29 protein-coding genes are annotated in these 25,165 nt (G+C 40.6%); 16 read left to right on the top strand and 13 right to left on the bottom strand.

The window, feature by feature from the left end; all coding sequences use genetic code 11:
• Positions 1-61: 61 nt before the first annotated feature.
• From AC1MCB_RS13835 to atpG, 8 genes are all read left to right on the top strand, one after another.
• Positions 62-304, top strand: coding sequence for an AtpZ/AtpI family protein (locus AC1MCB_RS13835; RefSeq protein ID WP_479965294.1), 243 nt, complete (start codon positions 62-64; stop codon positions 302-304).
• The gene (locus tag AC1MCB_RS13830) at positions 301-690 is read left to right on the top strand and encodes a hypothetical protein (protein WP_479965293.1); all 390 of its coding nucleotides are present in this window, start codon (positions 301-303) and stop codon (positions 688-690) included. The genes AC1MCB_RS13835 and AC1MCB_RS13830 overlap by 4 nt, the downstream gene beginning before the upstream one ends.
• Positions 691-704: 14 nt before the next feature.
• Positions 705-1,856: a F0F1 ATP synthase subunit A gene (gene atpB / locus AC1MCB_RS13825; protein ID WP_479965292.1), complete on the top strand. Its 1,152-nt coding sequence runs from the start codon at positions 705-707 to the stop codon at positions 1,854-1,856.
• A 45-nt stretch (positions 1,857-1,901) separates the two neighbouring features.
• Positions 1,902-2,120, top strand: coding sequence for an ATP synthase F0 subunit C (gene atpE, locus AC1MCB_RS13820; RefSeq protein ID WP_160908721.1), 219 nt, complete (start codon positions 1,902-1,904; stop codon positions 2,118-2,120).
• A gap of 71 nt (positions 2,121-2,191) precedes the next feature.
• Positions 2,192-2,701, top strand: coding sequence for a F0F1 ATP synthase subunit B (locus tag AC1MCB_RS13815; protein ID WP_479965291.1), 510 nt, complete (start codon positions 2,192-2,194; stop codon positions 2,699-2,701).
• A 115-nt stretch (positions 2,702-2,816) separates the two neighbouring features.
• Positions 2,817-3,365, top strand: a complete 549-nt coding sequence (gene atpH, locus AC1MCB_RS13810) for an ATP synthase F1 subunit delta (RefSeq protein ID WP_479965290.1) — start codon at positions 2,817-2,819, stop codon at positions 3,363-3,365.
• Positions 3,366-3,466: 101 nt separating this feature from the next.
• Positions 3,467-5,041: a F0F1 ATP synthase subunit alpha gene (atpA, locus tag AC1MCB_RS13805; protein ID WP_479965289.1), complete on the top strand. Its 1,575-nt coding sequence runs from the start codon at positions 3,467-3,469 to the stop codon at positions 5,039-5,041.
• Positions 5,042-5,120: 79 nt separating this feature from the next.
• A complete protein-coding gene (gene atpG / locus AC1MCB_RS13800; protein ID WP_479965288.1) occupies positions 5,121-6,002 on the top strand; it encodes an ATP synthase F1 subunit gamma in 882 nt (293 codons plus the stop codon).
• 503 nt (positions 6,003-6,505) lie between these two features.
• Here the strand turns inward: atpG and AC1MCB_RS13795 are convergent.
• The 3 genes from AC1MCB_RS13795 to AC1MCB_RS13785 form a co-directional block, all read right to left on the bottom strand.
• A complete protein-coding gene (locus AC1MCB_RS13795; protein ID WP_479965287.1) occupies positions 6,506-6,682 on the bottom strand; it encodes a DUF6496 domain-containing protein in 177 nt (58 codons plus the stop codon).
• Positions 6,683-6,897: 215 nt separating this feature from the next.
• Positions 6,898-7,536 carry a sugar transferase gene (locus AC1MCB_RS13790; RefSeq protein ID WP_479968743.1) on the bottom strand — a complete coding sequence of 213 codons (639 nt, stop codon included), beginning with the start codon at positions 7,534-7,536 and terminating at the stop codon, positions 6,898-6,900.
• Between the two features lie 50 nt (positions 7,537-7,586).
• Entirely contained in the window at positions 7,587-8,732 is a 1,146-nt protein-coding gene (locus tag AC1MCB_RS13785; protein ID WP_479965286.1) for a glycosyltransferase family 4 protein, read from the bottom strand.
• 264 nt (positions 8,733-8,996) lie between these two features.
• On the opposite strand from AC1MCB_RS13785, the gene AC1MCB_RS13780 reads away from it, so the two are divergent.
• Both AC1MCB_RS13780 and AC1MCB_RS13775 read left to right on the top strand, forming a co-directional pair.
• On the top strand, positions 8,997-9,812 hold the full coding sequence (locus AC1MCB_RS13780; RefSeq protein WP_479965285.1) for a methionyl-tRNA formyltransferase: 816 nt from the start codon (positions 8,997-8,999) through the stop codon (positions 9,810-9,812).
• Between the two features lie 78 nt (positions 9,813-9,890).
• Positions 9,891-10,109, top strand: coding sequence for a hypothetical protein (locus AC1MCB_RS13775; protein WP_479965284.1), 219 nt, complete (start codon positions 9,891-9,893; stop codon positions 10,107-10,109).
• Positions 10,110-10,189: 80 nt separating this feature from the next.
• Here AC1MCB_RS13775 and gldB read toward each other — a convergent pair whose 3' ends face one another.
• Positions 10,190-11,221, bottom strand: a complete 1,032-nt coding sequence (gene gldB, locus AC1MCB_RS13770; protein ID WP_479968742.1) for a gliding motility lipoprotein GldB — start codon at positions 11,219-11,221, stop codon at positions 10,190-10,192.
• A 98-nt stretch (positions 11,222-11,319) separates the two neighbouring features.
• Between gldB and AC1MCB_RS13765 the strand changes: the two genes are divergently transcribed.
• Genes AC1MCB_RS13765 through AC1MCB_RS13755 form a run of 3 tightly spaced genes read left to right on the top strand, consistent with a single transcriptional unit; the run spans position 11,320 to position 14,185 of the window.
• Positions 11,320-11,964: a porin family protein gene (locus AC1MCB_RS13765; RefSeq protein ID WP_479965283.1), complete on the top strand. Its 645-nt coding sequence runs from the start codon at positions 11,320-11,322 to the stop codon at positions 11,962-11,964.
• Positions 11,965-12,009: 45 nt separating this feature from the next.
• Positions 12,010-13,650, top strand: coding sequence for an NAD+ synthase (locus AC1MCB_RS13760; RefSeq protein WP_479965282.1), 1,641 nt, complete (start codon positions 12,010-12,012; stop codon positions 13,648-13,650).
• A gap of 58 nt (positions 13,651-13,708) precedes the next feature.
• On the top strand, positions 13,709-14,185 hold the full coding sequence (locus AC1MCB_RS13755) for a YybH family protein (RefSeq protein WP_479965281.1): 477 nt from the start codon (positions 13,709-13,711) through the stop codon (positions 14,183-14,185).
• A 73-nt stretch (positions 14,186-14,258) separates the two neighbouring features.
• On the opposite strand, the gene AC1MCB_RS13750 is transcribed toward AC1MCB_RS13755, so the two are convergent.
• The 4 genes from AC1MCB_RS13750 to rsmI are packed head-to-tail and all read right to left on the bottom strand — an operon-like array spanning position 14,259 to position 18,323.
• Positions 14,259-15,236: a sugar phosphate isomerase/epimerase family protein gene (locus AC1MCB_RS13750; RefSeq protein WP_479965280.1), complete on the bottom strand. Its 978-nt coding sequence runs from the start codon at positions 15,234-15,236 to the stop codon at positions 14,259-14,261.
• Positions 15,237-15,292: 56 nt separating this feature from the next.
• Complete coding sequence (gene lnt / locus AC1MCB_RS13745; RefSeq protein WP_479965279.1) at positions 15,293-16,927, bottom strand: apolipoprotein N-acyltransferase; 1,635 nt, start codon at positions 16,925-16,927, stop codon at positions 15,293-15,295.
• A gap of 6 nt (positions 16,928-16,933) precedes the next feature.
• The gene (locus AC1MCB_RS13740) at positions 16,934-17,578 is read right to left on the bottom strand and encodes a PH domain-containing protein (protein WP_479965278.1); all 645 of its coding nucleotides are present in this window, start codon (positions 17,576-17,578) and stop codon (positions 16,934-16,936) included.
• A 10-nt stretch (positions 17,579-17,588) separates the two neighbouring features.
• On the bottom strand, positions 17,589-18,323 hold the full coding sequence (rsmI, locus tag AC1MCB_RS13735; protein ID WP_479965277.1) for a 16S rRNA (cytidine(1402)-2'-O)-methyltransferase: 735 nt from the start codon (positions 18,321-18,323) through the stop codon (positions 17,589-17,591).
• A 108-nt stretch (positions 18,324-18,431) separates the two neighbouring features.
• Here rsmI and serS point away from each other — a divergent pair, with 108 nt between their 5' ends.
• The 3 genes from serS (at position 18,432) to AC1MCB_RS13720 (ending at position 21,283) form a co-directional block, all read left to right on the top strand.
• Positions 18,432-19,700: a serine--tRNA ligase gene (gene serS, locus AC1MCB_RS13730; protein WP_479968741.1), complete on the top strand. Its 1,269-nt coding sequence runs from the start codon at positions 18,432-18,434 to the stop codon at positions 19,698-19,700.
• Positions 19,701-19,938: 238 nt separating this feature from the next.
• Positions 19,939-20,586 carry a response regulator gene (locus AC1MCB_RS13725; protein ID WP_479965276.1) on the top strand — a complete coding sequence of 216 codons (648 nt, stop codon included), beginning with the start codon at positions 19,939-19,941 and terminating at the stop codon, positions 20,584-20,586.
• Between the two features lie 376 nt (positions 20,587-20,962).
• The gene (locus AC1MCB_RS13720; RefSeq protein ID WP_479965275.1) at positions 20,963-21,283 is read left to right on the top strand and encodes a hypothetical protein; all 321 of its coding nucleotides are present in this window, start codon (positions 20,963-20,965) and stop codon (positions 21,281-21,283) included.
• Between the two features lie 56 nt (positions 21,284-21,339).
• On the opposite strand, the gene AC1MCB_RS13715 is transcribed toward AC1MCB_RS13720, so the two are convergent.
• From AC1MCB_RS13715 to AC1MCB_RS13695, 5 genes are all read right to left on the bottom strand, one after another.
• Positions 21,340-21,801, bottom strand: a complete 462-nt coding sequence (locus tag AC1MCB_RS13715) for a DUF4112 domain-containing protein (RefSeq protein ID WP_479965274.1) — start codon at positions 21,799-21,801, stop codon at positions 21,340-21,342.
• A gap of 151 nt (positions 21,802-21,952) precedes the next feature.
• Positions 21,953-23,014 (bottom strand): hypothetical protein, encoded by a 1,062-nt coding sequence (locus AC1MCB_RS13710; RefSeq protein ID WP_479965273.1) that lies wholly within the window; start codon positions 23,012-23,014, stop codon positions 21,953-21,955.
• Between the two features lie 176 nt (positions 23,015-23,190).
• Positions 23,191-23,889, bottom strand: coding sequence for an SIMPL domain-containing protein (locus AC1MCB_RS13705; protein ID WP_479965272.1), 699 nt, complete (start codon positions 23,887-23,889; stop codon positions 23,191-23,193).
• 226 nt (positions 23,890-24,115) lie between these two features.
• The gene (locus AC1MCB_RS13700) at positions 24,116-24,766 is read right to left on the bottom strand and encodes a lipoprotein signal peptidase (protein ID WP_479965271.1); all 651 of its coding nucleotides are present in this window, start codon (positions 24,764-24,766) and stop codon (positions 24,116-24,118) included.
• On the bottom strand, positions 24,767-25,165 hold the full coding sequence (locus AC1MCB_RS13695) for a TraR/DksA family transcriptional regulator (RefSeq protein WP_479965270.1): 399 nt from the start codon (positions 25,163-25,165) through the stop codon (positions 24,767-24,769).

Genomic DNA, 25,165 nt, shown 5'->3' with positions numbered 1-25,165 from the left:
AGTCACTGTCATATAATCCGTTATTTAAAAATTGATACTTTTGCTGCAAGCACTTAACTGTATGGAACCAGAAAAACCAGATCATCATGATGAAGATCTAAAGGAAGAAAAGAGCGCATTGACCGGTTATGCCAAATATACCGGTGTAGCCTTTCAGATGATGGCTATTATTGGTCTTTGTGCTTTTATAGGTTATAAGATCGATAAATATTACGATCATCAAATTCAATGGGTTACAGCTCTAGCTTGTGTTATTGGCGTTTGTGCATCGATCTATCAAACCATCAGACAACTAAAAGCGTGAGCATTCAAAGGTTCTTTATTCTCTTCATTCTCTTTTCTGTCATTCTAGCTGCCGTTCCCCTGGCTATCGATCATTACTTTCCTGAAAAAAACATGCTGATCCCTAATTTCTGGGTGTTGTTTGCTTTTTTCTCAGGTTTGACATTAATTATTTTCTTAATGGCCTATGTAATGGCAGGAATTAGTAACAAAGCTTCTGGTCAGGCCTTGCTCGGTGGCATGACTATCCGCTTTCTGTTTTGCATGATTATCGCGCTGGTTTACATCTCTAATTTTAAGGTCGAACCGGTTAAATTTATGGTCAATTTTTTTTATCTATATTTCTTTAATACCGTATTTGAAATATATTGTTTGTTACGTAACTTGCGCAACCAAAATACAAAGTAATATCCTCGCAATACATGGATTTAAGGCATATTTTCAATTTAAAAAAAACAGCAGTAGCACTATTATCTGCCGTTTTTCTCTCCCTTGTAACTGTAAATGTTTCTGCACAGCAGCAAGCTGAAGCCGATTCTATCTCTGCCGCCAAGGTAGAACATGGTCAGGAAGGTGAGAAAAAAGAAAGTATCTCTGAAACCATTTTGCACCATATTGCCGACTCGCACGAATGGCATTTCTGGGGTCACGGCGAACACAAAGTATCTGTGCCTTTACCAGTAATTCTTTGGACTAACAACGGACTTGTTTCTTTTTTATACAATAAACATGATAAAGATGAACATGCTAAAACGGTGTTTGAAGAAAATGGACAGAAGCTTGTTAACTTTCATGGTAAATTCTTTTATGCTTCAGAAACACCCAATTCGCATGGTGAGTTTATCGAAGTAGGTAAGAGCAATGAAGTGCTTAACGCTAAGCCCTTAGATATCTCAATTACCAAAAATGTTACTTCGCTACTTATATCGGTAGTTATTTTATTAGTCGTATTCATCAGCGTAGCCAAATCTTACAAAACCAGGGTAGGTAAAGCCCCTAAAGGATTGCAGTCACTATTAGAGCCCATAATTATTTTTGTGCGTGATGATATAGCCAGGCCACAGTTGGGATACCGTTATGCTGCGTTCATGCCTTACCTGTTAACAGTATTCTTTTTTGTTTGGTTGAATAACCTGATGGGTTTAGTTCCCTTCTTTCCGGGGGGCGCCAACGTTACCGGCAACATCGCCGTGACCATGATGCTGGCAGTTTGTACATTTGTTTTAACTACAGTTAACGGTAACAAAAACTACTGGGGTCATGTATTTAAGCCGCATGTTCCATGGTGGTTATATCCATTGATGATCCCTGTAGAGATCATTGGTCTGTTCACGAAGCCTATTGCATTGATGATCCGACTTTTTGCCAACATTACGGCCGGTCACATCTTAATCCTAAGTTTAATATCCCTTATTTTCATCCTTAAGTCTGTATTTGTGGCGGGCGTAGCAGTTCCCTTCGTCATCTTTATCAGTGTGATAGAGCTGGTGGTAGGTTTTATACAGGCGTTTATTTTCACCATTCTGTCCGCGTTATTTATAGGCATGGCGGTTGAAGAACATGCCGAACACTAATTAGAATTCATTTTAGTTTAACATATATTTAAAAATCAAATTATGATCGTCGGAAGTATCGCTGGAATTGGTGCCGGATTAGCTGCAATAGGAGCTGGTATCGGTATCGGACAAATTGGTGGAAAAGCCATGGAAGGTATGGCTCGCCAGCCAGAAGCGGCATCTAAAATTCAAACAGCAATGTTAATCGCGGCAGCATTCGTTGAAGCGGTAGCTCTGTTTGGTGTGGTTGTAGCGTTCTTAGGAACTGGTAACGTAGGTTAATAAAAATGGCTGTTGCGATTGGCAACAGCTCATTTTTTTATTATGTGATTAAACTCAAAAACACAACATAAATGTTATTAGCATTAAATCCATTAGTAAGCCCGGATCCGGGATTGTTGATCTGGTCAACAGTAGCTTTCCTGCTTTTATTCTTCTTACTAAGTAAATTCGCGTGGAAGCCTATTGTTAAGGCTTTAGATGAGCGTGAACGGTCAATTGAAGACGCTTTAGCCAAAGCAGAAATGGCTAAAGAGGAGATGGCCAAACTTACCAGCGAGAATGAGCAACTTCTAAAGCAGGCACGTTTAGAACGAGATGCCATATTGAAGGAGGCGAAAGAACTTAAAGATCAGATTGTAAGTGATGCAAAAACTTCTGCGCAAACAGAAGGCGCAAAAATGATCGAGAAAGCCAGAGTAGAGATCGACAATCAGAAAATTGCAGCTATGGCTGAAGTGAAGAATCAGGTTGCTACTTTATCATTAGAGATAGCCGAGAAGATATTACGAAAGCAATTTCAAGATCAAAATAAGCAGGATGCTTTGGTTAGCGATCTGCTGAAGGAAGTGAAGTTAAATTAATTTGCAAATGAGATAATATGCAAATTTGCAAATGCTTGATTAACGTATCAGAATACCATTTGTACTTTACAAAATTTGCACATTTACACATTCGCACATTTGCACATTTACAATTATGTCTGAATTACAAGTAGCATCGCGTTACGCGAAATCGTTGATCGACCTGGCCGAGGAGCAGAATGCTTTAGAAAAGGTGAGAACCGATATGGAGTTTTTTCTTCGTACTCTTCGCGCGAACCCTACGCTTAAGGCGGTATTAAAAAACCCTATACTGGGACCAGATAAAAAGTCGGCTATATTGACTGAGTTATTTGGACCACGGCTGCATCCGATGATCATGACGTTCTTTGGAATTGTGGTGAGAAAGGGTCGTTCAGAAGTATTGTTTGAAACAGCCAAAGAGTTTATCAATGCCTACAATATTCGCAAAAACATAGTAAAAGCGACTGTAACGACTGCGGCTCCGTTAAGCGAAGAAAACAAAAGGCAGGTTGAAGAGGTGATCAAAGAATCAACAAAAGGTGAAATTATTTTAACAGCCAATGTAGATCCGATGTTGATTGGCGGTTTTGTATTGAAGGTAGGTGATAAGCAATTTGATACAAGTATCTCTACCCAGCTGAATAAACTTAAGAAAGAATTTTCCCAAAAGGGAGTGGTCTAATTAGATGTTGACTCTTGAGATAAGAGCAAAAGCAACTACTCAGATAATACTACGAACAACAACAAAGATTTAAAACAACATAATACTCATAAATAAAAACTATGGTAGAGGTAAGACCAGATGAAGTATCGGCGATTTTAAGACAACAATTGTCGGGCTTTAAATCAGAAGCCGAACTCGAAGAGGTTGGTACTGTATTGCAAGTGGGTGATGGTATTGCCCGCGTATACGGTTTAACAAAAGTTCAATCAGGCGAGCTGGTTGAATTTGATAACGGTTTACAGGGTATCGTTTTAAACCTTGAAGAAGATAACGTTGGTGTTGTATTGTTAGGTGCTTTTGACGAGATCAAAGAAGGTGATACGGTAAAACGTACCAACAAAATTGGTTCGATCAGAGTTGGCGATGGCATGCTTGGCCGTGTGGTAAACACATTAGGTCAGCCTATCGACGGTAAAGGACCAATCGTTGGCGAAACTTACGAGATGCCTCTTGAGCGTAAAGCTCCGGGTGTGATTTACCGTCAGCCGGTTACTGAGCCATTACAAACAGGTATCAAAGCGATTGACGCGATGATTCCGATTGGTAGAGGGCAGCGTGAGTTGGTTATTGGTGACCGTCAGACAGGAAAGACTGCCGTGTGTATTGATACCATCATCAATCAAAAAGAATTCTACGAAGCAGGTCAGCCTGTATTCTGTATATATGTTGCTATCGGCCAGAAAAACTCTACCGTTGCGCAAATCGTTAAAACGCTGGAAGAAAATGGTGCAATGCCATTTACCTGTGTGGTTGCCGCATCAGCAGCAGATCCTGCTCCGATGCAGTTCTACGCGCCTTTTGCTGGTGCTGCCATTGGTGAGTTCTTCCGTGATACCGGAAGACCGGCATTGATCATTTATGATGACCTTTCTAAGCAAGCAGTTGCTTACCGCGAAGTTTCATTATTGTTGAAACGTCCTCCGGGCCGTGAAGCATATCCAGGTGACGTATTCTACCTGCACAGTCGCTTGCTTGAACGTGCCGCCAAAATTAACTCCAATGACGGAATCGCTCAATCAATGAACGATTTACCTGAATCTATCAGACACCTGGTAAAAGGTGGTGGCTCATTAACCGCTTTACCGATTATCGAAACACAAGCGGGTGACGTTTCGGCTTACATCCCGACTAACGTAATTTCTATTACTGACGGGCAGATCTTCCTTGAGTCAAACTTATTCAATGCAGGTGTACGTCCGGCTATTAACGTTGGTATCTCGGTATCACGTGTGGGTGGTAACGCGCAGATCAAGTCGATGAAGAAAGTGGCTGGTACCTTAAAGTTAGACCAGGCGCAATACCGCGAGTTAGAGGCTTTCTCTAAGTTCGGTTCTGACCTTGACGCAGCTACTAAATCTGTATTAGATAAAGGAGCTCGTAACGTAGAATTGTTAAAGCAGGGACAGTTTTCTCCAGAGTCTGTTGAAAGACAGGTAGCAGTTCTTTACGCAGGTACTAAAAACCTAATGCGTAATGTTCCTATAAACAAGATCAAAGAATTTGAAGCAGAATATCTTCAGCAACTAGAGCAACGTCATCCTGAAGTTTTAGCTGGCCTTAAAGCTGGAAAATTGGACGATAGCATCACCAACGCGTTGGAGACAGTGGCTAAAGAACTGGCTGGAAAGTATTAAATGAGATATTAGTATTTAGTACTTAGTATTTAGATCGTTCGGTCTAAGTATTAAATACTAAGTACTTCGTACTTAGAAAATGGCTAATTTAAAAGAAGTAAGAAACCGTATAGCGTCTGTATCGTCAACTCAGCAGATCACCAAAGCCATGAAAATGGTTTCGGCAGCTAAGTTAAAGCGGGCTACAAACGCAATTGTACAGCTGCGTCCGTATGCCAATAAGATGAAGGAAATGTTGGGTAACCTTTCAGCCAGTCTGGAAGAATCTAATTCCCCTTACATCCAGGAACGTGAGCCGGTAAGAGTATTAATTATTACGGTATCGTCTAACCGTGGTTTGGCTGGTGCGTTCAATATGAACGTGATCAAAACCACCAATAACCTTATCGCTGAAAAATACCCTGAGCAGTTCCGGAAAGGCAATGTAAAAATTGTTGCAATCGGCAAGAAAGCACATGATTTCTACGAGAAACGCAAGTACAACGTCATCGGTAACAACCACGAGCTGTACACCAATCTGACTTTTGCAAACTCTTCAAAAATTATTGAGTCAATAATGGAAGGCTTTGCCAACGGTGATTATGACCGCGTAGAACTGGTCTACAATCAGTTTAAAAACGCTGCCGTACAGATTCTTACTTCAGAGCAGTTACTCCCCGTGCCACGGTCAATTAACAACGTCGATTCATCAAAACAAATCGATTACATCTTTGAGCCAGCCCAGGAAGAAATTGTAGAGAAGTTAATTCCTAAATCTATCAAGATCCAGGTTTACAAAGCTATTCTTGATTCCCACGCTTCAGAGCACGGCGCTCGGATGACTGCTATGGATAAAGCAACGGAGAACGCAGGAGACTTGTTGAAGGCGTTAAAACTCTCTTACAACCAGGCGCGCCAGGCTGCCATTACCACAGAGCTTACAGAGATTGTGAGTGGTGCCGCAGCATTATCCAACGGATAAGCGAACCGTTCCTAAAACAAAATTTAAATTCAGGCCCTTTAGCTTTATTGCTAAGGGGCCTCTTTTTTGTTCCTGGCAGATCCGCAAATGCTTCCATCCATTCAATATGTGCCAGAAAAAATTACCGCGCGCTTGCGGGTTTAAAAAGACAGTCTCGAATTTTAATAATTCGCTGTTTTAAATACCGGTTCCCCTAATTTCAATTCCAGATTTACTTTTAAATAAAAGATCAAGTTGACGATCGAAAATTATCATCAAACCTGAGCTGAACTTCAACCACCCCTGAACGAAATTCCTGACTACTCAAATGGTGCGTAAATAGTAGTACTTCAGTGGCGCATTGGGTTATTAAATGTTGTAAGCTATTCTGAGACGGGCGGAAACGCCTTTCAGCCAGAATAAAGGAAAGGCAATGCTGTGTGATATTACAGCGCAGTTTACAGGACGTAATGAGAATCTGGTCTGCAACTGCAGCGAGCTTAGCAGATAAAAGTTGAAAATTGCTATTCCTTCTTTTTAGGAACTTTTGCACCTTCTTTGCGGGCTTCGCTCAGGCCGATGGCCACAGCTTGTTTAGGGTTGGTTACTTTTTTACCCGAGCCGCTTTTAAGCTTTCCTTCCTTCATTTCATGCATAGTTTCTTCCACCTTATCCTGTGCTTTTTTCGAATACTTTGCCATGTCAGTAGTTTTCAATAGATGTGTAAGTATAGATCTAAAACAGGTGTTGGCAAATAAGTGTTTTTGGAAATATTGAAATTTCAGTCTTTGGACATGTTCATTAATTATCCATGTACTTTAATCTTTATATCCGGAATTTTCATCGAATGCAGATAAATATCTTCGATTTGATCATTTCTATATGAAACTTGGTTAGTGACCCTCTGTGAGTTTAATTATTGAATCTCCACGTTTCGTTTCAAATTTGGATCTTCAGGTCGATAGTCTTTAAGTCTTTTGTCTGAAGTGATAATGGTGATGTCTTTTCCGCTCAACACATTTTGGATTGTCTTTAGCGCAATTTTAAAATCATTTGCAAACGAGAGGTTTTCAACGTACTGAACATCTAATTCGAGCCTTTGAGGCAGATCTATATTGTTTCTGCCTGAAACCTGCGCAAGACCGCTTATTCCAGGTCTTACATGATGACGCAATTTTTCACGCTCAGTATAATATTGTAGGTATTCAATTAGTAATGGCCGCGGGCCAATAAACGACATATCACCTGCCATTACATTAATTAGCTGCGGCATCTCGTCCAGAGATGTTTTCCGCAATAATTTTCCGACTGCAGTTATTCGTTGAGCATCAGGCAACAATTCTCCACGGTGATCATACTTATTGACCATGGATTTAAATTTTAACAACCGGAAAATTTTGCCGTTTAAACCTGGGCGGAGTTGCGTAAAAAATGGGTTGTCACGATAATAAATGCTCAAGATAAGTATCGTTATTAAGAAAATCGGAGAGACCAGTATGAAAATTACAATAGCAAAGATGAAGTCAAGCAGCCTCTTAAAAAAATGTTTATACATCATGATTATGTTTAACTCCGGGGGTAACGCTCGTTAGTAAGGGAATTCATCTAATTTTCTGGCAATAAAATCGACAGCATTTGCTGGTTTACTTTGTGAACATCAAACTTTTCTTTAGCGTAAGCCCTGCCGTTAATGCCATCCTTTAAGCGGTCGCTCGGATTTAATATATACGATTCCATCTTGGAAACGAGTTCTGAGATATTCTTTATCGGTACAAGATGACCGTTAACTAATATCGGGTCGGTATTCACAGTCTCCCGGCAGCCAGGTGTATCTGTTGTTATTACCGCACGCCCCATGGCCATTGCTTCTAAAATCGACCGCGGCGTGCCTTCTCTATATGATGGGAGTACAACAACTGAAGAATCTACTATATATGGTCTGACGTCATCTACCCAGCCAGTATAATCGATAAAGTTGCTATTAATAATCTCCTGATGCAAGTTCGAATCTATGCTATCTATCTGGCTATTATCGTACGAGCCAACGATGCTAAACTTGGCGGACGGATATTTCTCGTGAATAATTTTGGCAGCATGATAAAATTCCTGAACACCTTTGGCTTTAATTAACCGGGCAATAAGCAAAAACCGAATATTATTCTCCTCAGGCTTAGAGTACTCGTAAAAATCGAGATCTACGCCAGACCCGTTTACAATATATGTTCTGCTTTTTTGATCAATTATGTTTTTGGAAAGCAACTCCTGCCGATCATCCTGGTTTTGAAAAACGATCTTCAGGTCCCGGTTAAGTTTTAAGCTAAATTTCAGCAACGCTTGTGTAATTGATTTGCCGGTGCTCTTGCCTGTATCCGTAAAACTGTATCCTAAACCAGTTAACATGGCCACTTTGTTTTTAACATTCATTAACGAGGCTACAATTGAACCAAAAATCAGGGGCTTAAAAGTGTACGAAAAAAATACGTCAGGCTGAATTTTACGAATGGTTCGGCCTAAAGAAAGCACATATTTCAAATCGGAAACTATAGAAATGTTGTTTCGCTGTAACGAATTTTCGAAAATCTCAACACCCATCTGGGTCAGTTTCACCCTCATTTTTTCATCCGTGATTTTGGGGGTAAAAACGTACACCTTATTGTTTTTTACTAGTTCTTCAATTAGTTTCCCACGGAATTTAATTAGCGATGAAGGGGCACTACAAGAAATGAGGATCTTTTTTTTACTTTGAGACATGTTTTAAGTTAATTGTTGTTGCCTAAAAGTATTAACTTTTTGAGATTAACACATAAGCACAAATTATAGGTGTATCAGGGATATTCTATTTACGTTCTCTGAACAAATGTGGAGCCAATTGTGTTTTTGCGGATTCACCTTCACTTCTCAGCTCAATTCTGTCCGACTAAGCTGCTGTTGCACTGCATCTAAGAAAGCCAAGTGTTTGAAAAAAAAATAGATTCTTAAACATTTTTTTTCTGTAAACTTTATTAGGTTTACAAGATGAAGATTGCATTGTTTGGCATCCATAAGTTACTAATGGATGGTCTGAATGTTCTCGAAAAAGTGAAAGCTTTTCCAGAAGTAGTGGTTTTTCCGCCTATTGAATCCTCTTATCATAATTTGGCTGTGGAACTATGTGACCGATATCAAATACGTTATATCCGCCCTGAATCGGTTAAGGATGCTTCGTTTATTGAAGAATTGCGAAGTTATTCCATTGATAGAATTATTGTGGTGGGCTATCATCAGATATTTCCTAAAAACTTATTAGAACTTGCGCCAATGGGGGCTATCAATTTTCATGGCGGGTTACTGCCAGAAGAAAAAGGCCCCATTCCTTGGAAATGGGCCGTGTATGAAAACAGAGCCTTCACAGGATACACCATTCATCAAATGACCGATAAGGTCGACCAGGGAAAAGTATTCATTAAAGAGAAGATAAAGTTGGACAAAGATGAAACATCTGAATCGCTATTTAATAAAGTAGCCGAAGCAATGGTCGGCGCTTTACCAGTTTTTTTCCAAAATGGCGACTTGGAGGATCTTCGGCCTATTGAGGCTAATGAAGAGGCAGGCTATCGTGGGCAGGTACCATCTGAACTTTGCAAGTTTGATTTGGAACAAACCGGAAAAGAGTTGCAACGCCGGGTGGCAGCTTTTTCGCCAAGGCCAGGTGTGTTCCTGGAAATAAAAGAGCAAAAAATCCTCGTGAAAAAAATGGAAATAATAACGGAAGGGAAAGCAGAAGGTGCCTGGATATTTAAGACTGCGGACCAGTACATTAAACTAACCGATTACGAAATAGTCAGGCAATAACAAATGCAACTGCTTTCCGCAATTTGTGTTCATCTTTTCTGAAATAGATTTGTAATTTAGCGCCATCAAAAAGGTAAGATGGAAAACTTAAAGGAAACATATACTAAGAGCGCACATACAGACAACGCTAATGCCACTAGTCATTATCGGCTAATGACTATCGGAATTATTATTGGGCTGGTTGGTGTGATGCTTCGTTTTACAGGTACATGGCAGTTTATTGACATCGTTTCTAATATTCTGTTTGTTATTGGAATTGTGGTCTCTATAAAGGCTGTGCTGGATATTATGAGATAATTGCTTTATCGATTTTATTTAGGCTCATATCGCATTCGCGGTATGAGCCTTTTTCTTGTAGCAGCCACCTTCAGAACAAATTACCGTGGCTTATACTTGGAGCCGTTCAAGATCTTTTGGGAGTCGGTTTCTTTCATCAACTCCTGCAAGGTAACTTCCGAATTACGCTCCATATACTTTTTAACAATCTGCCAGCCGGTGTATACTCCTAACTTGGGAGCAGATTTAGAGTCGTCGCCCATACCGGGCGTGAAGGGTGCATCTGTAAGATATTTTTGAAACTTAATATAGTCTGTCTCATACAGCAGGTTATTCTGGAGAAAATAAGCCCATACTCCGGGTTCATTAGTTCGTGCCCAATCGATCTGTCCAGAGGTATATCCCACTTTTAAGCTATCAGCTATGCCCGGCATTACCGCATCCAACATGTAAAGTATCTTCCCGTTATAGATCATTTTAGACAGCAGTGAGCGATCTGAATCAATATCCGGAAACATATCTTCTCTGATAAAGCCTTCAACAATACGTGGCGTAATATTTTCTTTAGTAAATCTTCTGGAAATATATTGCGGAATACTTTGTAGCAGCGCCGGATAGAATTTTGACTGACGGCCCAGAAACATGTCTAAACCAATGCCGATATAGTCATTCCCTACCGGGGTTTGAACGGAAAAGCCAGAGAAAAATGAGATCAGGCGGGGTGGTTTTGTTTTAGGGTAATAGTATTTGATATGCTTGAAGGCTTCGGTAAGTTCATCCTGCTGATCCTGCAGATCGGGAAAGGTGCGTGACACTTCGGAGGCCAGTTCCTTGTAGTCTGGATTATTCAATACAGCCCTTAATTGCGGATAGTATAAAGTGTCAGTAACAGGTCCAACACCGAGGATGCTCTCCATAAAATCGGCGTAAAAGTGGCCATATTTTTGCTTTAGCAGCGGAGCTTTAACAGAAACCTGCGAGGGCGTTAGCGTGGAGAGCTCTTTATCAAACCGTTCAATTGAAAGATTAACCTTAATGTGGCTCAAATCAACTTCCTTTTCGTTTTTGCAGGAAGCTATTGAAAGGCATGTGAGAAAAATCAGGTAGATTCGCGGGCATCTTTTAAACTTCATCATTTCTGTTTAGACAGCGAAAATATGAAACGATGTTAATGGTTTTTGCATCCATACAATTATTTCAAACTATTTAAATTTTTTTTAAGCAACATTACATGAAGAACAGACTACTTTTCCTGGCTATTTTTTTAGCGCCTTTATTAGCCAATGCACAGTACACAGAAGGCAATAAGGTGCAGCTGGGCTTTACCACATCACCTACATTTGGATGGCTTACGTTTCCTTCGGGTCAAACACCCGCGATTGAGCCTGACGGAATGCGGACTGGCTTTTCTTATGGAGTATTAGCTGATATCCCTTTTTCTGATAATTATTATTTTTCGACTGCTTTAACTGTCAGTACACTAAACGCTAAAGCCGCTGAGCCGGGAGTTAGCACCTCTATTTATAAACTTCAATATCTTGAAGTTCCTTTGACACTTAAGTTAAAAAGTATTGAAACTGATAACAGACGCTTCTATGGCCAGTTTGGTATAAACACCGGAATTAACATTGGCAGCAAGCAAGATATTATGTTTACTAACGCTGCTACCCCAGACGAGAAAAACAAAGACATTGGCGATATGGTAAATATGTTCAGAGCCGGTTTGGTTTTAGGCGGAGGTGCTGAATGGAAAATGGGTGAAAATATGAATTTGCTTACCGGATTGACATACAGTAATGGTTTTACCGATGTTTTTGATGGTGAAGCAAAAGCAAAGAACTCATACATCGCATTAAACCTGGGGATTTTTTTCTAGGTCAGTTCGCCTTGTTTCAGGAGTGAGTACCCAATAAATTAAACAATGAAAATAGCACTCGCACAGCTCAATTTCCATATTGGCAACTTCGATTCGAATACCCAAAAGATCATAGCTGCAATTCATGATGCTAAGCAACAGGGAGCAGATCTCATCGTATTTCCAGAACTTTCAGTATGTGGTTACCCCGCAGCTGATTTTCTGGAGTTCACCGAATTTGTTGAGCTGTGTAAGCAATCTGCTGATAAAATAACTGAAGTCTGTAATGGTATTGCTTGCATTATTGGTTTGCCAACGGCCAATCCGAAAGTTCAGGGAAAGGATTTATTTAATTCAGCATATTTTATTGAAGATGGAAAGGTAAAGTCGGTAGCGCATAAGGCTTTGCTTCCTAACTACGATGTGTTTGACGAGTACCGGTATTTTGAACCCGCTGCTAAGTTCAGTTGCATTCAATTTATGGGTCAGACGATTGCTCTGACAATATGCGAAGATCTTTGGAACATCAATGATAACCCGATGTATCTGGATGAGCCCATGGATGAGCTTATTAAAGAGAATCCGGTACTGATGATCAATATTGCCGCATCACCTTTCTCTTATAATCACGATGAAGAACGGGTGCTGATCCTGAGCGATAACTGCAGAAAATACAATCTTCCCCTGTTGTATGTGAACCATGTAGGTGCTCAAACAGAGATTATTTTTGATGGTGGTTCACTTGCGTTTGATAATGAAGGGCTGCTTCTTGATGAGATGGCCTATTTCCGTGAAGAGGTGAAGATCTACGAGTTCGCCGACGGCAAAATTCAGCATTATCAACCTGTTGTTCACAATCCGCAGAATGATATTGAGCAGATTCATAATGCGCTGGTGATGGGGATTAAGGACTACTTTGACAAATCAGGATTCAGCAAAGCAGTGCTGGGATTATCAGGTGGTATTGATTCGGCCCTTGTTTGTGCGCTCGCCGCGGAAGCTTTAGGGCCTCAAAATGTCATGGCAGTTTTAATGCCGTCAGAATATTCCACTGAACATTCGTTGAAAGATGCTCTTGATCTGGTCGAAAACCTGGGTTGCAAGCATGAGATTATTCCGATAAAGGAGGCGGCTTCGGCTTTTGAAAACATGATGAAGCCAGTATTCAAGGATCTTCCGTTTAATGTTGCTGAAGAGAACATACAAGCTCGTTGTCGTGCTATCACGGTGATGGCCATGTCTAATAAGTTCGGCTACATCTTACTAAATACGTCCAACAAAAGCGAATGCGCTGTCGGTTACGGCACACTGTACGGGGATATGGCGGGTGCTATAGGCGTATTGGGAGATGTTTATAAAACTCAATGCTATAAGTTGGCTGAATATATCAACCGGGACCAAAAAATCATCCCATTGAACAGTATTGTTAAACCACCTTCTGCAGAACTTCGGCCCGGACAAAAAGACTCCGATTCTCTGCCAGAATATGATGTTTTAGATAAAATCCTGTTTCAATATATAGAACTCAGGAAAAGTTCAGCCAGTATTATTGCACAGGGCTTTGAAGAGAGCCTCGTATGCAGAGTTTTGAAAATGGTTAATGTAGCAGAATTTAAACGCAAGCAAGCCCCGCCAATATTGAGGGTGTCGCCCAAAGCTTTTGGTATGGGCCGCAGAATTCCGATTGTAGGGAAATATTTGAGTTAGGGAGTTTTTTCCTTTTACGGTTATTGTGCTATATTTAGTAACAAAACAATTAACCAAGATGAAAAAACTTGCTTTTATCATTCTATCTGCAGTCTTGCTGGCAGCATGTAATCAAAGTACAAACGACAGAAACAGCGCTTCTGCAGATGCAGCTTCAGTTGCTTCAATAGATTCTTTAAACACTGCACTTTATAACGCGTGGAACAAAAAAGACTCCGCCGCTGTAATTTCCATGTTCACAGATGATGTGATCATGATTAGTGGTCGCGCGATATATAAAGGTAAGGAGGAGGTGGCAAAAAATTTTGTTATCCGACAAATGCCTCATACCAGCAATCTTAATGGGAAAAGTGAACGTTCAGGGGCATCAGGAGATCTGGGCTATCTGGCCGGAACCTGGTCATTAACCTTAACGCCACCCGATCAGGCTCCAATTGGATCATCAGGCAACTATAACTTCATCTTTAAAAGAGGAGAGGATGGGATTTGGAAGTTTTCAGTTCTGACTATTGAGAATCACGATCCGATAAAATAGGTTGGGTATTTGAGTGCTTGTTAAATAAAAAAAGCTGCTTTAAGCAGCTTTTTCTTATTTGGTGCATTTTAACTTAAGAAAGACCGGAGCCTACCTTGTGCAGTAGCTCCTTTGTTTTCTTTATTCCCTCTGGTTCTGAAAGCTTTTCTCCTTCATACTCAATCCCAATATATCCTTTAAAGCCTGCATCCTTAACGATCTTCAGCATCTTATAATAGTCGGTTTCTACACAGTCACCGTTCTCATTGAAATCAATGGTTTTAGCGCTCACGCCTTTCGCGAAAGGCATCATTTCAAGCGTTCCTTTATAGCGGTCGTACTCTTTGATACATTGTCCGCCCCATTCTTTTCCGCCTTCGCGTTCTACGCAGAAATTATTGAAATCAGGCAACGTACCTACATTTCGTTTATTCACTTCCTTCATTACAGATGACAACCACGTTCCGTCAGAACTGTAGCTCCCATGGTTTTCTACGATTACATTGATGTTTTCTTTTTTTGCGTACTCACTTAAGCGACTTAAGCCATCAACGGCAGCCTGATGTACGACTTCCCTGGTACCTACGCCGAAAGCATTAACCCGAATAGTTGCACAACCTAAATACTTGGCAGCATCTACCCACTTATAATGGTTTTCTACTGCAGTTAGTCGTTTCTTTTCGTCCGGTTCTCCCAGGTTGCCTTCCCCATCACACATAATCAAATGATTTTTCACATCATTGTCCTTACAGCGTTTCAATAGTTCATTCAAATAGGCAGTGTCTGTTGCCTTGTCTTTGTAAAAAGCATTTACATACTCTACCGCACCGATGCCATATTGCTTTCTAGCAATAACGGGGAAGTCAAGCGGGTCAATTTCCTTTGCAAAAAATGCCTTGTGAAGCGACCACTGTGCAAGGGAGATGTCAAAGAATAAATCAGAGGGGTATTTAGCTGCGAGATTAGCCTGGGAGTTCACTTTCGGGGAACAGGCACTGAACACGCCCGGCAGTACTGCCAAGCCAGCAAGGCCGCTTAGATGCTGTAGAAATTTACGACGATCATTACTCATTTGATGGTTATTTAAGGGTGGATTATTCGTTCAATGATCAATTTACAAGATTTGGTTTAAATCTGGTGCATTGTAAGAGCTTTCTTTCTTTTAAACAAACGGATAATTATAAACATCCCAAATATTACGCTTCCGACGCAGCCGGCAATAGCGATATAATCCTGGTGCTTAACATAGAAAGTTTGCTCGTCGTTTAAGTTGATATCCGCGTTTAAAGCATCGGTTTTCCACCATCCGGACCGTTTAACAATATCACCACGCTGATTTATAAAAGCTGAAATTCCTGTATTTGCCGAACGAGCTACCCAGCGCCTTGTTTCTATTGCTCTTAATTTGGCATATAAGAGATGCTGGTCTTTGCCGGGTGTATTTCCCCACCAGGCATCATTAGTAATGATGGCGATGAACTGTGCGCCCTGCTGGACGTAATCCGCAACGTATTCTCCCCAGATCGACTCGTAGCAAATTACCGGTGCAGCACCGATACCACCTTGTGAGTAAAAAACAGAAGGTTTTGGCTGGCTACCATAACTGCCGCCTCCTCCAAAGCCGGAAAAAACTGGTTGTAAGAAGCTTAACGCCGAAAATGGGATTTGTTCAACTCCCGGAACTAATTTAGATTTATGATAGAACTGCACTTCTGGCGAATTTTCTATCTGTATAGCAGCATTGTATTTATCGACATATGCTCCAAGACCCTCTTCAAAACTGGCTGAGGATGAAACCAGCGAGTCAAAAACTGCATAACTCGAGATACCCGAGATTACATTCCCATTTTTATACTTAAACAGAAATTGAGCTACTAAGTTATAATTGCGATCTGTTCGTATCGAGGCCTCATTTGTATATTCCGGGATAGCTGTCTCCGGCCATATAAAGTATTCTGTATTCGGCTGCCCCAAAGAATCTGACAGTCTTATTAAAGTAGCTACTTGTTCTGAAGATGCTAAAGATGAGAACTTTGCATACGGATCAATATTGGGCTGCACTACCACCACATTAGCAGGGTTTGGTTTCTCCTGATATCTATAATACATAAAAAGGGAAATCACCATCGGAACGAGGATGTGTAATGCCGAACGCGATATCAGTTGCCAGTGATGTTTGTTGAGTTTGGGTGATGCCTTAAAAGCAAGAAAGGTTTCAAATACCAGGATATTCGACATTAATACCCAGTATGTGCCGCCGTAGACTCCAGTGAACTCATACCATTGTACCACCGAATGCATGCCGGCGAAACCATTTCCAAGGTTCATCCATGGGAATGACAAGTCCCAGGTTTGATGCAGATATTCATAACCCATCCAGAAACACACAAGCGCTATATAACTCCACCATCGACTGCTGATACGACGCATCCTATAATACAACCAGAATGCTACTGCCATTAGCAACGCGCCTAATCCGAATGGTATAATGGAAATAATTGCAGCCATCCAGGTAGGCATTACTGCATGAAGAGAATTAAATACCCAGAAAATGCAAGCTGTATTCCAGACGACAAAACATAAGAAACTGACGCGGAAAATCTTTCGTCCCTTTGGGAATATATCCCGGGTTAAAATGTTTTCCACTGCCAGCAATAGAGGAACAAGTGCAACAAATAACAGAGGCGCAGTGAATGGCATAGGGGGCCAGGAAAGCCAGAGTAAAAAAGCACTTAACAGCGCATAGGCATAATTTTTCTTCACCTGCGCTTATAGTTGGGATAAAATATCAGCTTTCTTACTCTCGTATTCTTCCTGAGTGATGAGTTGTTTCTCGAAAAGATTTTTCAACTTTTTCAATTTTAAGGTGACCTCATCATCGGCTTCCGGCGCTGATTCGGGAGAAGAATGCTGACTGAGATATGGAATTTCTTCCTTTTCGATTTCGGTGTACGATGCGTATTCAGGATCCTCCGCCAGTTCGCTTATTGGCTTTCTCTCTTCAAAGTTTGTATTGCGACTCAATTCTTTTTGTTTTTCAAGCTGTTCGTTTGAAAACTGGTAAAGCTTCCGCGCCTGCACTTTTGGAATATAATCTATTGCAACGTTTTCGCCACGTTGAGGCACAGCGATGAATTTGCTGCCAAAAAACTCTTCTTTGAAGGATACTTCCTTAATATCTTCCCAGGTGAAGGTGATAAAATTGGTGGTCAGGCCAAGATTTTCCGGGAGGCAAAAGATCAGTCGCTTGTTAGTAACAGCAATGCAATCAGGAATCAGGGTAACGGCCGGCTTTTTTTGGATGGCCAGATATACAATGGCCTCACCAGAGGTAAGCATGTCACGAAGTTTTCCTATAACCTTTTCTGTAGTTTTAGGATCCTGATCGTCGGTTATATATTGATCTATTAACATTTTCGATTATTTAATGATTAGTACTTTTATCTGAAATCGCTTGATTGTCTTTGCTTTTTATTCTTTGCTCTTTAACCTTCCCTTCAACACAAATTACAAATTCTCCCTTTAGAGTATTGGTCTCAAAATGCAATTTGATGGATGCGAAGGTTCCTCTTACTGTTTCTTCGAACATCTTAGTTAATTCACGTGATACGGATGCTTGCCTTTGGTCTCCAAAATATTGGCCAAATTCCTCCAGGGTTCTCAATAACCGGTGGGGAGATTCATAAAAGATCATTGTCCTTTCTTCTTCGATCAAGCTTTTAAGGCGCGTTTGACGCCCCTTTTTTACGGGAAGAAACCCTTCAAATGTAAACCTGTCGGCTGATAGGCCAGAGTTAACCAGGGCGGGAACAAAGGCGGTTGCGCCTGGGAGACATTCCACCTGCAGGTTATTTTTAATAGCCTCCCGCACCAGCAGAAAGCCGGGGTCAGAAATGGCGGGTGTGCCGGCGTCGGAAATTAACGCAATCTGTTGGCCTTCTTTCAGAAAGCGAACAATTTCTGTTACGGACTTATGCTCATTATGCTGATGATGTGAGAAAACCTTTTTTTCGATTCCGAAATGCTTTAACAGAGGTGCACTGGTGCGGGTGTCTTCCGCAAGAATAAGATCTGCCTCTTTCAATACACGTATAGCTCTGAAGGTCATATCTTCCAGATTGCCAATCGGAGTGGGTACCAGATAAAGTTTGCCGGTCATGGGGTATTAAAGGGGTTGAACAGGAATTTGCAGAGAACACTAAAAATGTCATCTCTAAACTTCAAACTCCGAACTGTTTATATCTTTGTCAAAAAATTAAGAAATCCGATGTTGCAAGTTAGTTATATCCGCGAAAATAGAGACAGAGTTTTGGAACGTTTGGCTTTCAAGAAGTTTAAACAGCCAGAATTGATAGATCAGGCTATTTTGCTGGATGAAGAACGCCGGGCCACGCAAACCCGATTAGAGTCTTTGGTGGCAGAAGCCAATGCCAGCGCGAAGCAAATTGGCGATCTGATGCGCCAGGGGCTGAAGGAGGAAGCCGAAGCAGTAAAAGCAAGAACATCTTCAACCAAGGAATTAACAAACCAACTTCGTGACATACTCGCCGATAAGGAAATTCAACTTCAAAATCTGTTACTGCAGTTTCCGAACTTACCCCACCAATCTGTCCCTGATGGATCAACTCCCGAAGAGAATGTAGTTGCCTATGAATATGGTGAAATGCCGGAGCTGCCGGAGAATGCATTGCCGCACTGGGAACTTGCTACAAAATATGATATTATAGATTTTGAGCTGGGCAACAAAATTGCCGGTGCAGGCTTCCCGGTTTATAAAGGGAAAGGAGCCAAATTGCAGCGGGCCTTAATTAACTTCTTTTTAGACCAGGCCTCGGCAGCGGGCTACCGCGAAATACAGCCGCCGATTGTTGTGAACGAAGCTTCAGGCTTTGGGACAGGGCAATTACCCGATAAAGAAGGACAGATGTACCACGTTGGTATTGATAACCTTTATCTGATTCCTACTGCTGAGGTGCCTGTGACCAACTTGTATAGAGATGTAATTGTTAAGGAAGAGGAATTACCTATAAAGAATTGTGCTTATACCCCATGCTTTCGCAGAGAAGCGGGTTCCTACGGAGCACATGTTCGGGGATTAAATCGTTTACATCAGTTTGATAAAGTTGAAATTGTGCAGGTTGTTCACCCCGACAATTCCTATGATATCCTTGAGGAGATGAGTACTTATGTGCAGTCATTATTAAAAGCCCTCGAATTGCCTTACCGTGTACTAAGCCTGTGTAGCGGCGATATGAGTTTTACTTCCGCCAAAACATATGATATGGAAGTTTGGTGTGCGGCGCAGGCTCGCTGGTTGGAGGTATCGTCCGTATCTAATTTCGAGAATTATCAGAGTAACCGGTTAAAACTCCGTTATAAGGGAAAGGAAGGAAAGCCTCAACTTGCCCATACCCTTAACGGAAGTGCACTTGCTTTGCCCCGTATTGTGGCATCGCTCCTTGAAAACAACCAAACTGAACATGGGATAAGAATTCCTTCTGTATTAGTGCCATATACAGGATTTGAATATATCTAAATCCTTACATACCATTTAGCAATTCCCTGGCTACTTAATGGTAAAACTTATAACGAAGTTTTACTGTTATATTTACATACGTATTTTCCGCTCTATTATTAGTCGGGAAATGATAAGTATTTTTCTAAACAGGTATAAATACATACCTTGATGTGTCTAACTAATTCCATATTTGCTTTCGAAAACTTTCTACCGGTATTTATATTGAGGAACCTGTATTTTAAAATCTTTCTATATTTTGATAAGTGTATTATTAGCTGAAGATCATAACATCGTTAGAAACGGTATTAAATCCTTGCTCGATAACGAAGCGAACATCAAGGTAATAGGAGAGGCTGCAAACGGAAAGGAAGCGATACGTATTCTTGAGGAAGGAGCCGGTGTAAATCTAATTGTTGCTGATCTCAACATGCCCGGAATGACGGGTAATGAACTAATTAAATACTTAAGCTCGAATTTTCAGAATTTAAAGATTGTCATACTTTCCATGTCAGATCATGAAAAGTATGTAGCTGAAACATTTAATGCCGGAGCACACTGTTATTTATTAAAAAACGTAAGCAAGGATGAATTGATCTTCGCTTTAAAACACGTTATGGCGGGTGGGCGATATATTTGTTCGGAGCTCAGTCTGCGAATGTTCGCCAAATTATCTACTCACGAAGCCACTCAGGCCGATATTGATGGATTTAATGACTTTACCAAGCGTGAGTTAGAAGTATTAAAACTGATTGCCGAAGGTTTCACGAACAATGAAATTGCAGAAAAGCTATTTACCAGCCGGCGTACTGTCGAAGGTCATCGGCAAAGCCTGATTGAGAAAACCGGAGTTCCCAACTCCGCAGCCTTAATAATGCATGCTTTCAGGAGTGGTATTATTAAATAATTTCTAATTTCTTCTACGCCTGTAATATTTCTTATGCTTTCCAGCATCGTAAAAACCTATTTTATTGTAAGAAAATTACTCTGCGAAAAAGATTATAGATAGAAAAGTAAGTCTTGTTTGTTTGTATTAATTTAATATATTTGTTACCCGAGAAATTAGTCTCTCTCTTTTGGGTGTTTGGTGTTTTCTATAGTTGTTGGTGCGAGACTGTACACATTGGGGTAAGTTTTTGCTAAACTATTGATAGAAAGCTTTAAGATAAATATCGCGTACTTACCGCAACGCTTTTGAGTATTAACACTCTTTACACAGGGGTATAATATAGATATATTTACTTAAGCTATAAACCTAAAACCGAACACTAAATCCATACGTTATGAAAACAGTTTTGACTCCTCACCTATTAGGATTTCTGATTGAACGAGGTTATACTTACTGCCTCGCTAAGACTCAAACTACTTCTAAGGCCATAGCATCCGTAAATATCACATTAACCCCCGTCAAAGTCAAACCGCAACTGGAAAGTCTGCCCATTGGGTATGATACTTATTTCAAAATAACCCGTGAACCTATGCAAATGGCCTGCGGTATTGATGACACTGAGGTGTATATCAGTCTGGACTTAAAGCATAACAAAGACCGGGTTCAAGATGAAAGAATATCAGATAACCGGAGTAAAAACAGTTATGTATATTAAGACCCTTTTCTGCCTAACAATAGAGAAAGCCGTTGATAGCTCAATGGCTTTCTTATTTAAAAAAGGCTCAATAGCCATTCCAGTACCTTCCAGGCAGCGAAAGTGATCAGAACAAATGAGAGTATTAGTACAATAACAATCATTGAAATAACCCCTTTGCCACTTCCTGTATGTTTGCCCTCAGCGTAATGTGCTCTTAGCAACTTGATATTTCTGGTATTGGCTTTATATGTGAAGTCGAAAATTTGGCCTAATATGGGTATAGCTCCTATTGTAGCGTCCAAAACTATATTTAGAACCATTAATGTCAAGACTTTACCACTGGCACCATGTTTAGCCATTGTTGCAACAAGTGCTGCTGAGACAGCAAATCCTGAAAGATCGCCAACCACAGGGATTAAGTTTAATATGGGGTCAAGTCCGAACCTAAAGCTGGTCCCCGGAATTCTGAATTGTTCATCCATGAGATGTGACACCCATTCTACCCACTTGATCTTTGAATTATTTGCTGTCTGCATTAATGATTGTTTAAACTTTTTGGTTCAACTTAATAGAAGGATCAGCTGTTGCGACCTCAATTCCACAATTACTCTAAAATTGATTCTTAATTTCAATAATTAAGCCAGAGGGATAGATATCATGATGAATCCTGGGTGTATCCGACCTCAGTTATAAGCTCAATCGTTTGCCGACGATCAAATTCAGGAGTTCGTAAACGATTTGTCCCATAGTGATACAGCGACTAAAGACAGGGTTATTGTGGTGTTTTGAGAGTTCTTCGCCTAACTGCATTACTTTCTCAACCGGCGAGATATGATCAATACACATTACATTGAAAAGGTCATTTAAGCGGTAGTGAGCGGACCGAACGCGATGAGAAACCAGTGTACGCTCTTCCTCCTGATATTGCAGCATGCTTTTTTCAGTCATGTGCTTCATTCCGAGCTGAACCAGTTTTATGTTCTCCTTGAAGTAATGCGGTAAGTATAGCCTTAGCTTCCCTTCATATGATTGCTGATCAAAATCTATCGCTCTGATACGATATTGATTACCCTCTATATCCGGCGTAATGTCGACTACGAAATTGTATGAGCGCATATCGCCAAGCAGTCTTACAAAACACCGTTCATTAAACTTAATGAACTCTTTACTGATCCGTATCTGGTTAAATTTTGATTGGTTAGTGATGTAATGATCAATGAAGACATCACCAGGAAGCCCCGCTATGTGTTCTTCAATTAAGGTATTGTTATCGGTTAAATAGGTAATGCGGTTAGGTGATAATATATGTTCCAGCTCTAGCCCGTAAACTCGCGAAGCATCAGCAACTTTAACGTAAAAATGGTCGTAGTTATCATTTAGCCTGTTAATGATCCTTACCCTAAATGGTTTCGAATTTCCGAACAGGCAATAATCAATTCGTGCTACCGATAAGTGCTCCATTACTTTAACGTCGCCATCAGTATTAAGTAATGCATAGATATGGGTAAGGTTTGGAAACAGTTCCGACATCTCGCGTTCATCATAGAATACGGTATGCCATAGAGTATCATTCCCTTCCTTGTCGCGTAACGGTGTTTTCAGGTTAAAGCGGAGCAGGTCAGAATATTGTACAGGTAGTTTTACTTCCCGATCGTACTTAAGCAGGTAATCACGCAACTCAGGCCTGATGCTGTAAAAGAGTTTTTTTTTAGAAGGAACATCATTTCTTTTTTCAACCAGCGTATCCATATCCTTATGTTGTGTTTCGAAGTTAAGAATTTACATAGCAAAGAGTAAATATTGTTGAGTTGATACAAGTAAATGAAATGGGGAGTTATGTTGTATAGCTCTATTCTATCCGCCTACATTGCAATTAAAAAAGCCCTTTGATTGCTCAAAGGGCTTTTTTAGACTCTAGGTAATAATTACTGAATTTCAAACACTGTCCTCATCTGGTAGTTGAGTTTGATCTTCTTGAAATCGATATCAGGCATTTGATTCGCATCAGCCATTTCAGCTTTCATCATGGTATTCGCGCGGTACATTGGCTGCGGATAATACTCATTGTTAATCTCCTGAATTTCTATTGCCGACCCAACTTTTTGACCAATTGCCGCGGCCAGGTAGGTGGCTTTATCCTTGGCCGCCACGAGTGCCTTTACCTTCAACTCCTTTTTTAAGGACTCTATTTTAGAATAGTCATAACCATCAATGTTGCTGTAAGCGATGCCTTTAGGATCAACAGCAGAAATAATATCATTTAGCTTTGTAAGCTCGGAAACCTTTATTCGATATTGTTTACTAGCCAGAAAGTTCGGGTCTTTCTTTTTAGTCCAGTAGTCGGTATAGCTTGAAATATTGTTAATGGTAAAATTCTCTTTTGGTATACCGGCATTAATTACAGCGGTTTGCAGCTGACGTTCCAGTTCTTCTATCTCTACTTTCTTACGGTTATTATTGTCTTTAAAATACTCCTTTAAAGAGATTGAGATATAAATAATGTCCGGGGTGACTTCTGTTTCGGCAGAACCGGTGACTTCTATTTTGCGACGGGTATCAATGTTCTGTGAGAAGGCGGAAAGGGTGAAAACGCTTAAGAGCGCAACGGCTAATATTTTTTTCATATAAATGGTGTTTTAAGTATTTGACTTTTCTTTAGGATGTAATATTCATGCCAATTCCATAAGCAGGAGGTGCAAATGTGCGAATGTGCAAATGAATTGTAATTGTGATAGTGTGATGCATCTGCAGAAAAAAACTCCCGTTTTTGAGAACGGGAGTCAATTCATTATTTGTGATAAAGTCGCAGGCATTTGCACATTTGCATAGCTACCTATTTGGACATTGTATTTATTCTTCGATCACTTCGCTGTGGGGATACAATTCTTCTTTCTTCTCTTCTTTAAAATACCTTTTCTGAAAAATCAGGATCATGATCACACCGATTGATATTGCCGAGTCAGCGATATTAAACACCGGGCGGAAAAAGATAAATTCCTGACCACCCCAAAAAGGAAACCAGGAAGGATAGATGCCCTGCAGAATAGGCATATAGAACATATCAACCACTTTACCGTGGAATAAGCTAGAATAACCGCCTTCGGCAGGAAATAGTACTGCGGGCTGATAGTAACTGCTCTCGCTGAATATTAGCCCGTAAAACGAAGAGTCAATAATGTTTCCTAAAGCTCCTGCAAAGATAAGTGACACATTAATTATCAGGCCACGATGGTATTTCTTCTTCACCATGTAGACGACTGCATAGCCAATTGCACAGACCGCAGCAATACGGAAAAGCGTTAACGCCAGTTTACCGGCCTCACCGCCGAACTCCATCCCAAATGCCATTCCATTGTTTTCCGTAAAATGAATAAGCACGCGGTCGCCAAGCAGCTTAAACTCTTGTCCAAGGGACATATTCAGCTTAATCCAGAACTTAAGCACCTGGTCGGCTATTAAAATTATAATAACCGCCAGAAACGGTTTGGTATACCCCTTCATTTATCCCTGCTTGAGTTTAGCCTCCATGCTTAAAGTTGCATGCGGAACCGCACGTAAACGTTCTTTTGGAATAAGTTTGCCCGTTTCGCGACAAACGCCATAAGTTTTATTTTCTATGCGTACCAATGCGCTTTCCAAATTCTCGATAAACTTCTTCTGACGGGACGCTAATTGGTTTATTGATTCTTTCTCTAACGTTGCAGACCCATCCTCTAGAGTCTTATAAGTTCCCGCAGTATCATCTGTTCCGTTCGTATTCGGGCTACTTAAAGATTGTGTTAATAAACCAAGTTCTTCCCTGGCTACTCTCAGTTTTTCAAGGATGATGTCTTTGAACTCCTGCAATTCTGAATCAGCATACCTTGTTTTTACTCTATTGTTGTTTTCGTTGTTCTCCAT

The organism is Daejeonella sp. AP26 (assembly GCF_056680515.1).
Note: the sequence above shows the minus strand (reverse complement) of the source record. Positions and strands in the feature narration are given on the sequence as shown.

Bases quoted from the DNA above. Each gene is read 5' to 3' on its own strand.
- AC1MCB_RS13835 (WP_479965294.1), top strand. From the start codon at position 62: ATGGAACCAGAAAAACCAGATCATCATGATGAAGATCTAAAGGAAGAA.
- atpB (WP_479965292.1), top strand. From the start codon at position 705: ATGGATTTAAGGCATATTTTCAATTTAAAAAAAACAGCAGTAGCACTA.
- AC1MCB_RS13815 (WP_479965291.1), top strand. From the start codon at position 2,192: ATGTTATTAGCATTAAATCCATTAGTAAGCCCGGATCCGGGATTGTTG.
- atpH (WP_479965290.1), top strand. From the start codon at position 2,817: ATGTCTGAATTACAAGTAGCATCGCGTTACGCGAAATCGTTGATCGAC.
- atpA (WP_479965289.1), top strand. From the start codon at position 3,467: ATGGTAGAGGTAAGACCAGATGAAGTATCGGCGATTTTAAGACAACAA.
- atpG (WP_479965288.1), top strand. From the start codon at position 5,121: ATGGCTAATTTAAAAGAAGTAAGAAACCGTATAGCGTCTGTATCGTCA.
- AC1MCB_RS13795 (WP_479965287.1), bottom strand. From the start codon at position 6,682: ATGGCAAAGTATTCGAAAAAAGCACAGGATAAGGTGGAAGAAACTATG.
- AC1MCB_RS13790 (WP_479968743.1), bottom strand. From the start codon at position 7,536: ATGTATAAACATTTTTTTAAGAGGCTGCTTGACTTCATCTTTGCTATT.
- AC1MCB_RS13785 (WP_479965286.1), bottom strand. From the start codon at position 8,732: ATGTCTCAAAGTAAAAAAAAGATCCTCATTTCTTGTAGTGCCCCTTCA.
- AC1MCB_RS13780 (WP_479965285.1), top strand. From the start codon at position 8,997: ATGAAGATTGCATTGTTTGGCATCCATAAGTTACTAATGGATGGTCTG.
- AC1MCB_RS13775 (WP_479965284.1), top strand. From the start codon at position 9,891: ATGGAAAACTTAAAGGAAACATATACTAAGAGCGCACATACAGACAAC.
- gldB (WP_479968742.1), bottom strand. From the start codon at position 11,221: ATGAAGTTTAAAAGATGCCCGCGAATCTACCTGATTTTTCTCACATGC.
- AC1MCB_RS13765 (WP_479965283.1), top strand. From the start codon at position 11,320: ATGAAGAACAGACTACTTTTCCTGGCTATTTTTTTAGCGCCTTTATTA.
- AC1MCB_RS13760 (WP_479965282.1), top strand. From the start codon at position 12,010: ATGAAAATAGCACTCGCACAGCTCAATTTCCATATTGGCAACTTCGAT.
- AC1MCB_RS13755 (WP_479965281.1), top strand. From the start codon at position 13,709: ATGAAAAAACTTGCTTTTATCATTCTATCTGCAGTCTTGCTGGCAGCA.
- AC1MCB_RS13750 (WP_479965280.1), bottom strand. From the start codon at position 15,236: ATGAGTAATGATCGTCGTAAATTTCTACAGCATCTAAGCGGCCTTGCT.
- AC1MCB_RS13740 (WP_479965278.1), bottom strand. From the start codon at position 17,578: ATGTTAATAGATCAATATATAACCGACGATCAGGATCCTAAAACTACA.
- rsmI (WP_479965277.1), bottom strand. From the start codon at position 18,323: ATGACCGGCAAACTTTATCTGGTACCCACTCCGATTGGCAATCTGGAA.
- serS (WP_479968741.1), top strand. From the start codon at position 18,432: ATGTTGCAAGTTAGTTATATCCGCGAAAATAGAGACAGAGTTTTGGAA.
- AC1MCB_RS13720 (WP_479965275.1), top strand. From the start codon at position 20,963: ATGAAAACAGTTTTGACTCCTCACCTATTAGGATTTCTGATTGAACGA.
- AC1MCB_RS13715 (WP_479965274.1), bottom strand. From the start codon at position 21,801: ATGCAGACAGCAAATAATTCAAAGATCAAGTGGGTAGAATGGGTGTCA.
- AC1MCB_RS13710 (WP_479965273.1), bottom strand. From the start codon at position 23,014: ATGGATACGCTGGTTGAAAAAAGAAATGATGTTCCTTCTAAAAAAAAA.
- AC1MCB_RS13705 (WP_479965272.1), bottom strand. From the start codon at position 23,889: ATGAAAAAAATATTAGCCGTTGCGCTCTTAAGCGTTTTCACCCTTTCC.
- AC1MCB_RS13700 (WP_479965271.1), bottom strand. From the start codon at position 24,766: ATGAAGGGGTATACCAAACCGTTTCTGGCGGTTATTATAATTTTAATA.
- AC1MCB_RS13695 (WP_479965270.1), bottom strand. From the start codon at position 25,165: ATGGAGAACAACGAAAACAACAATAGAGTAAAAACAAGGTATGCTGAT.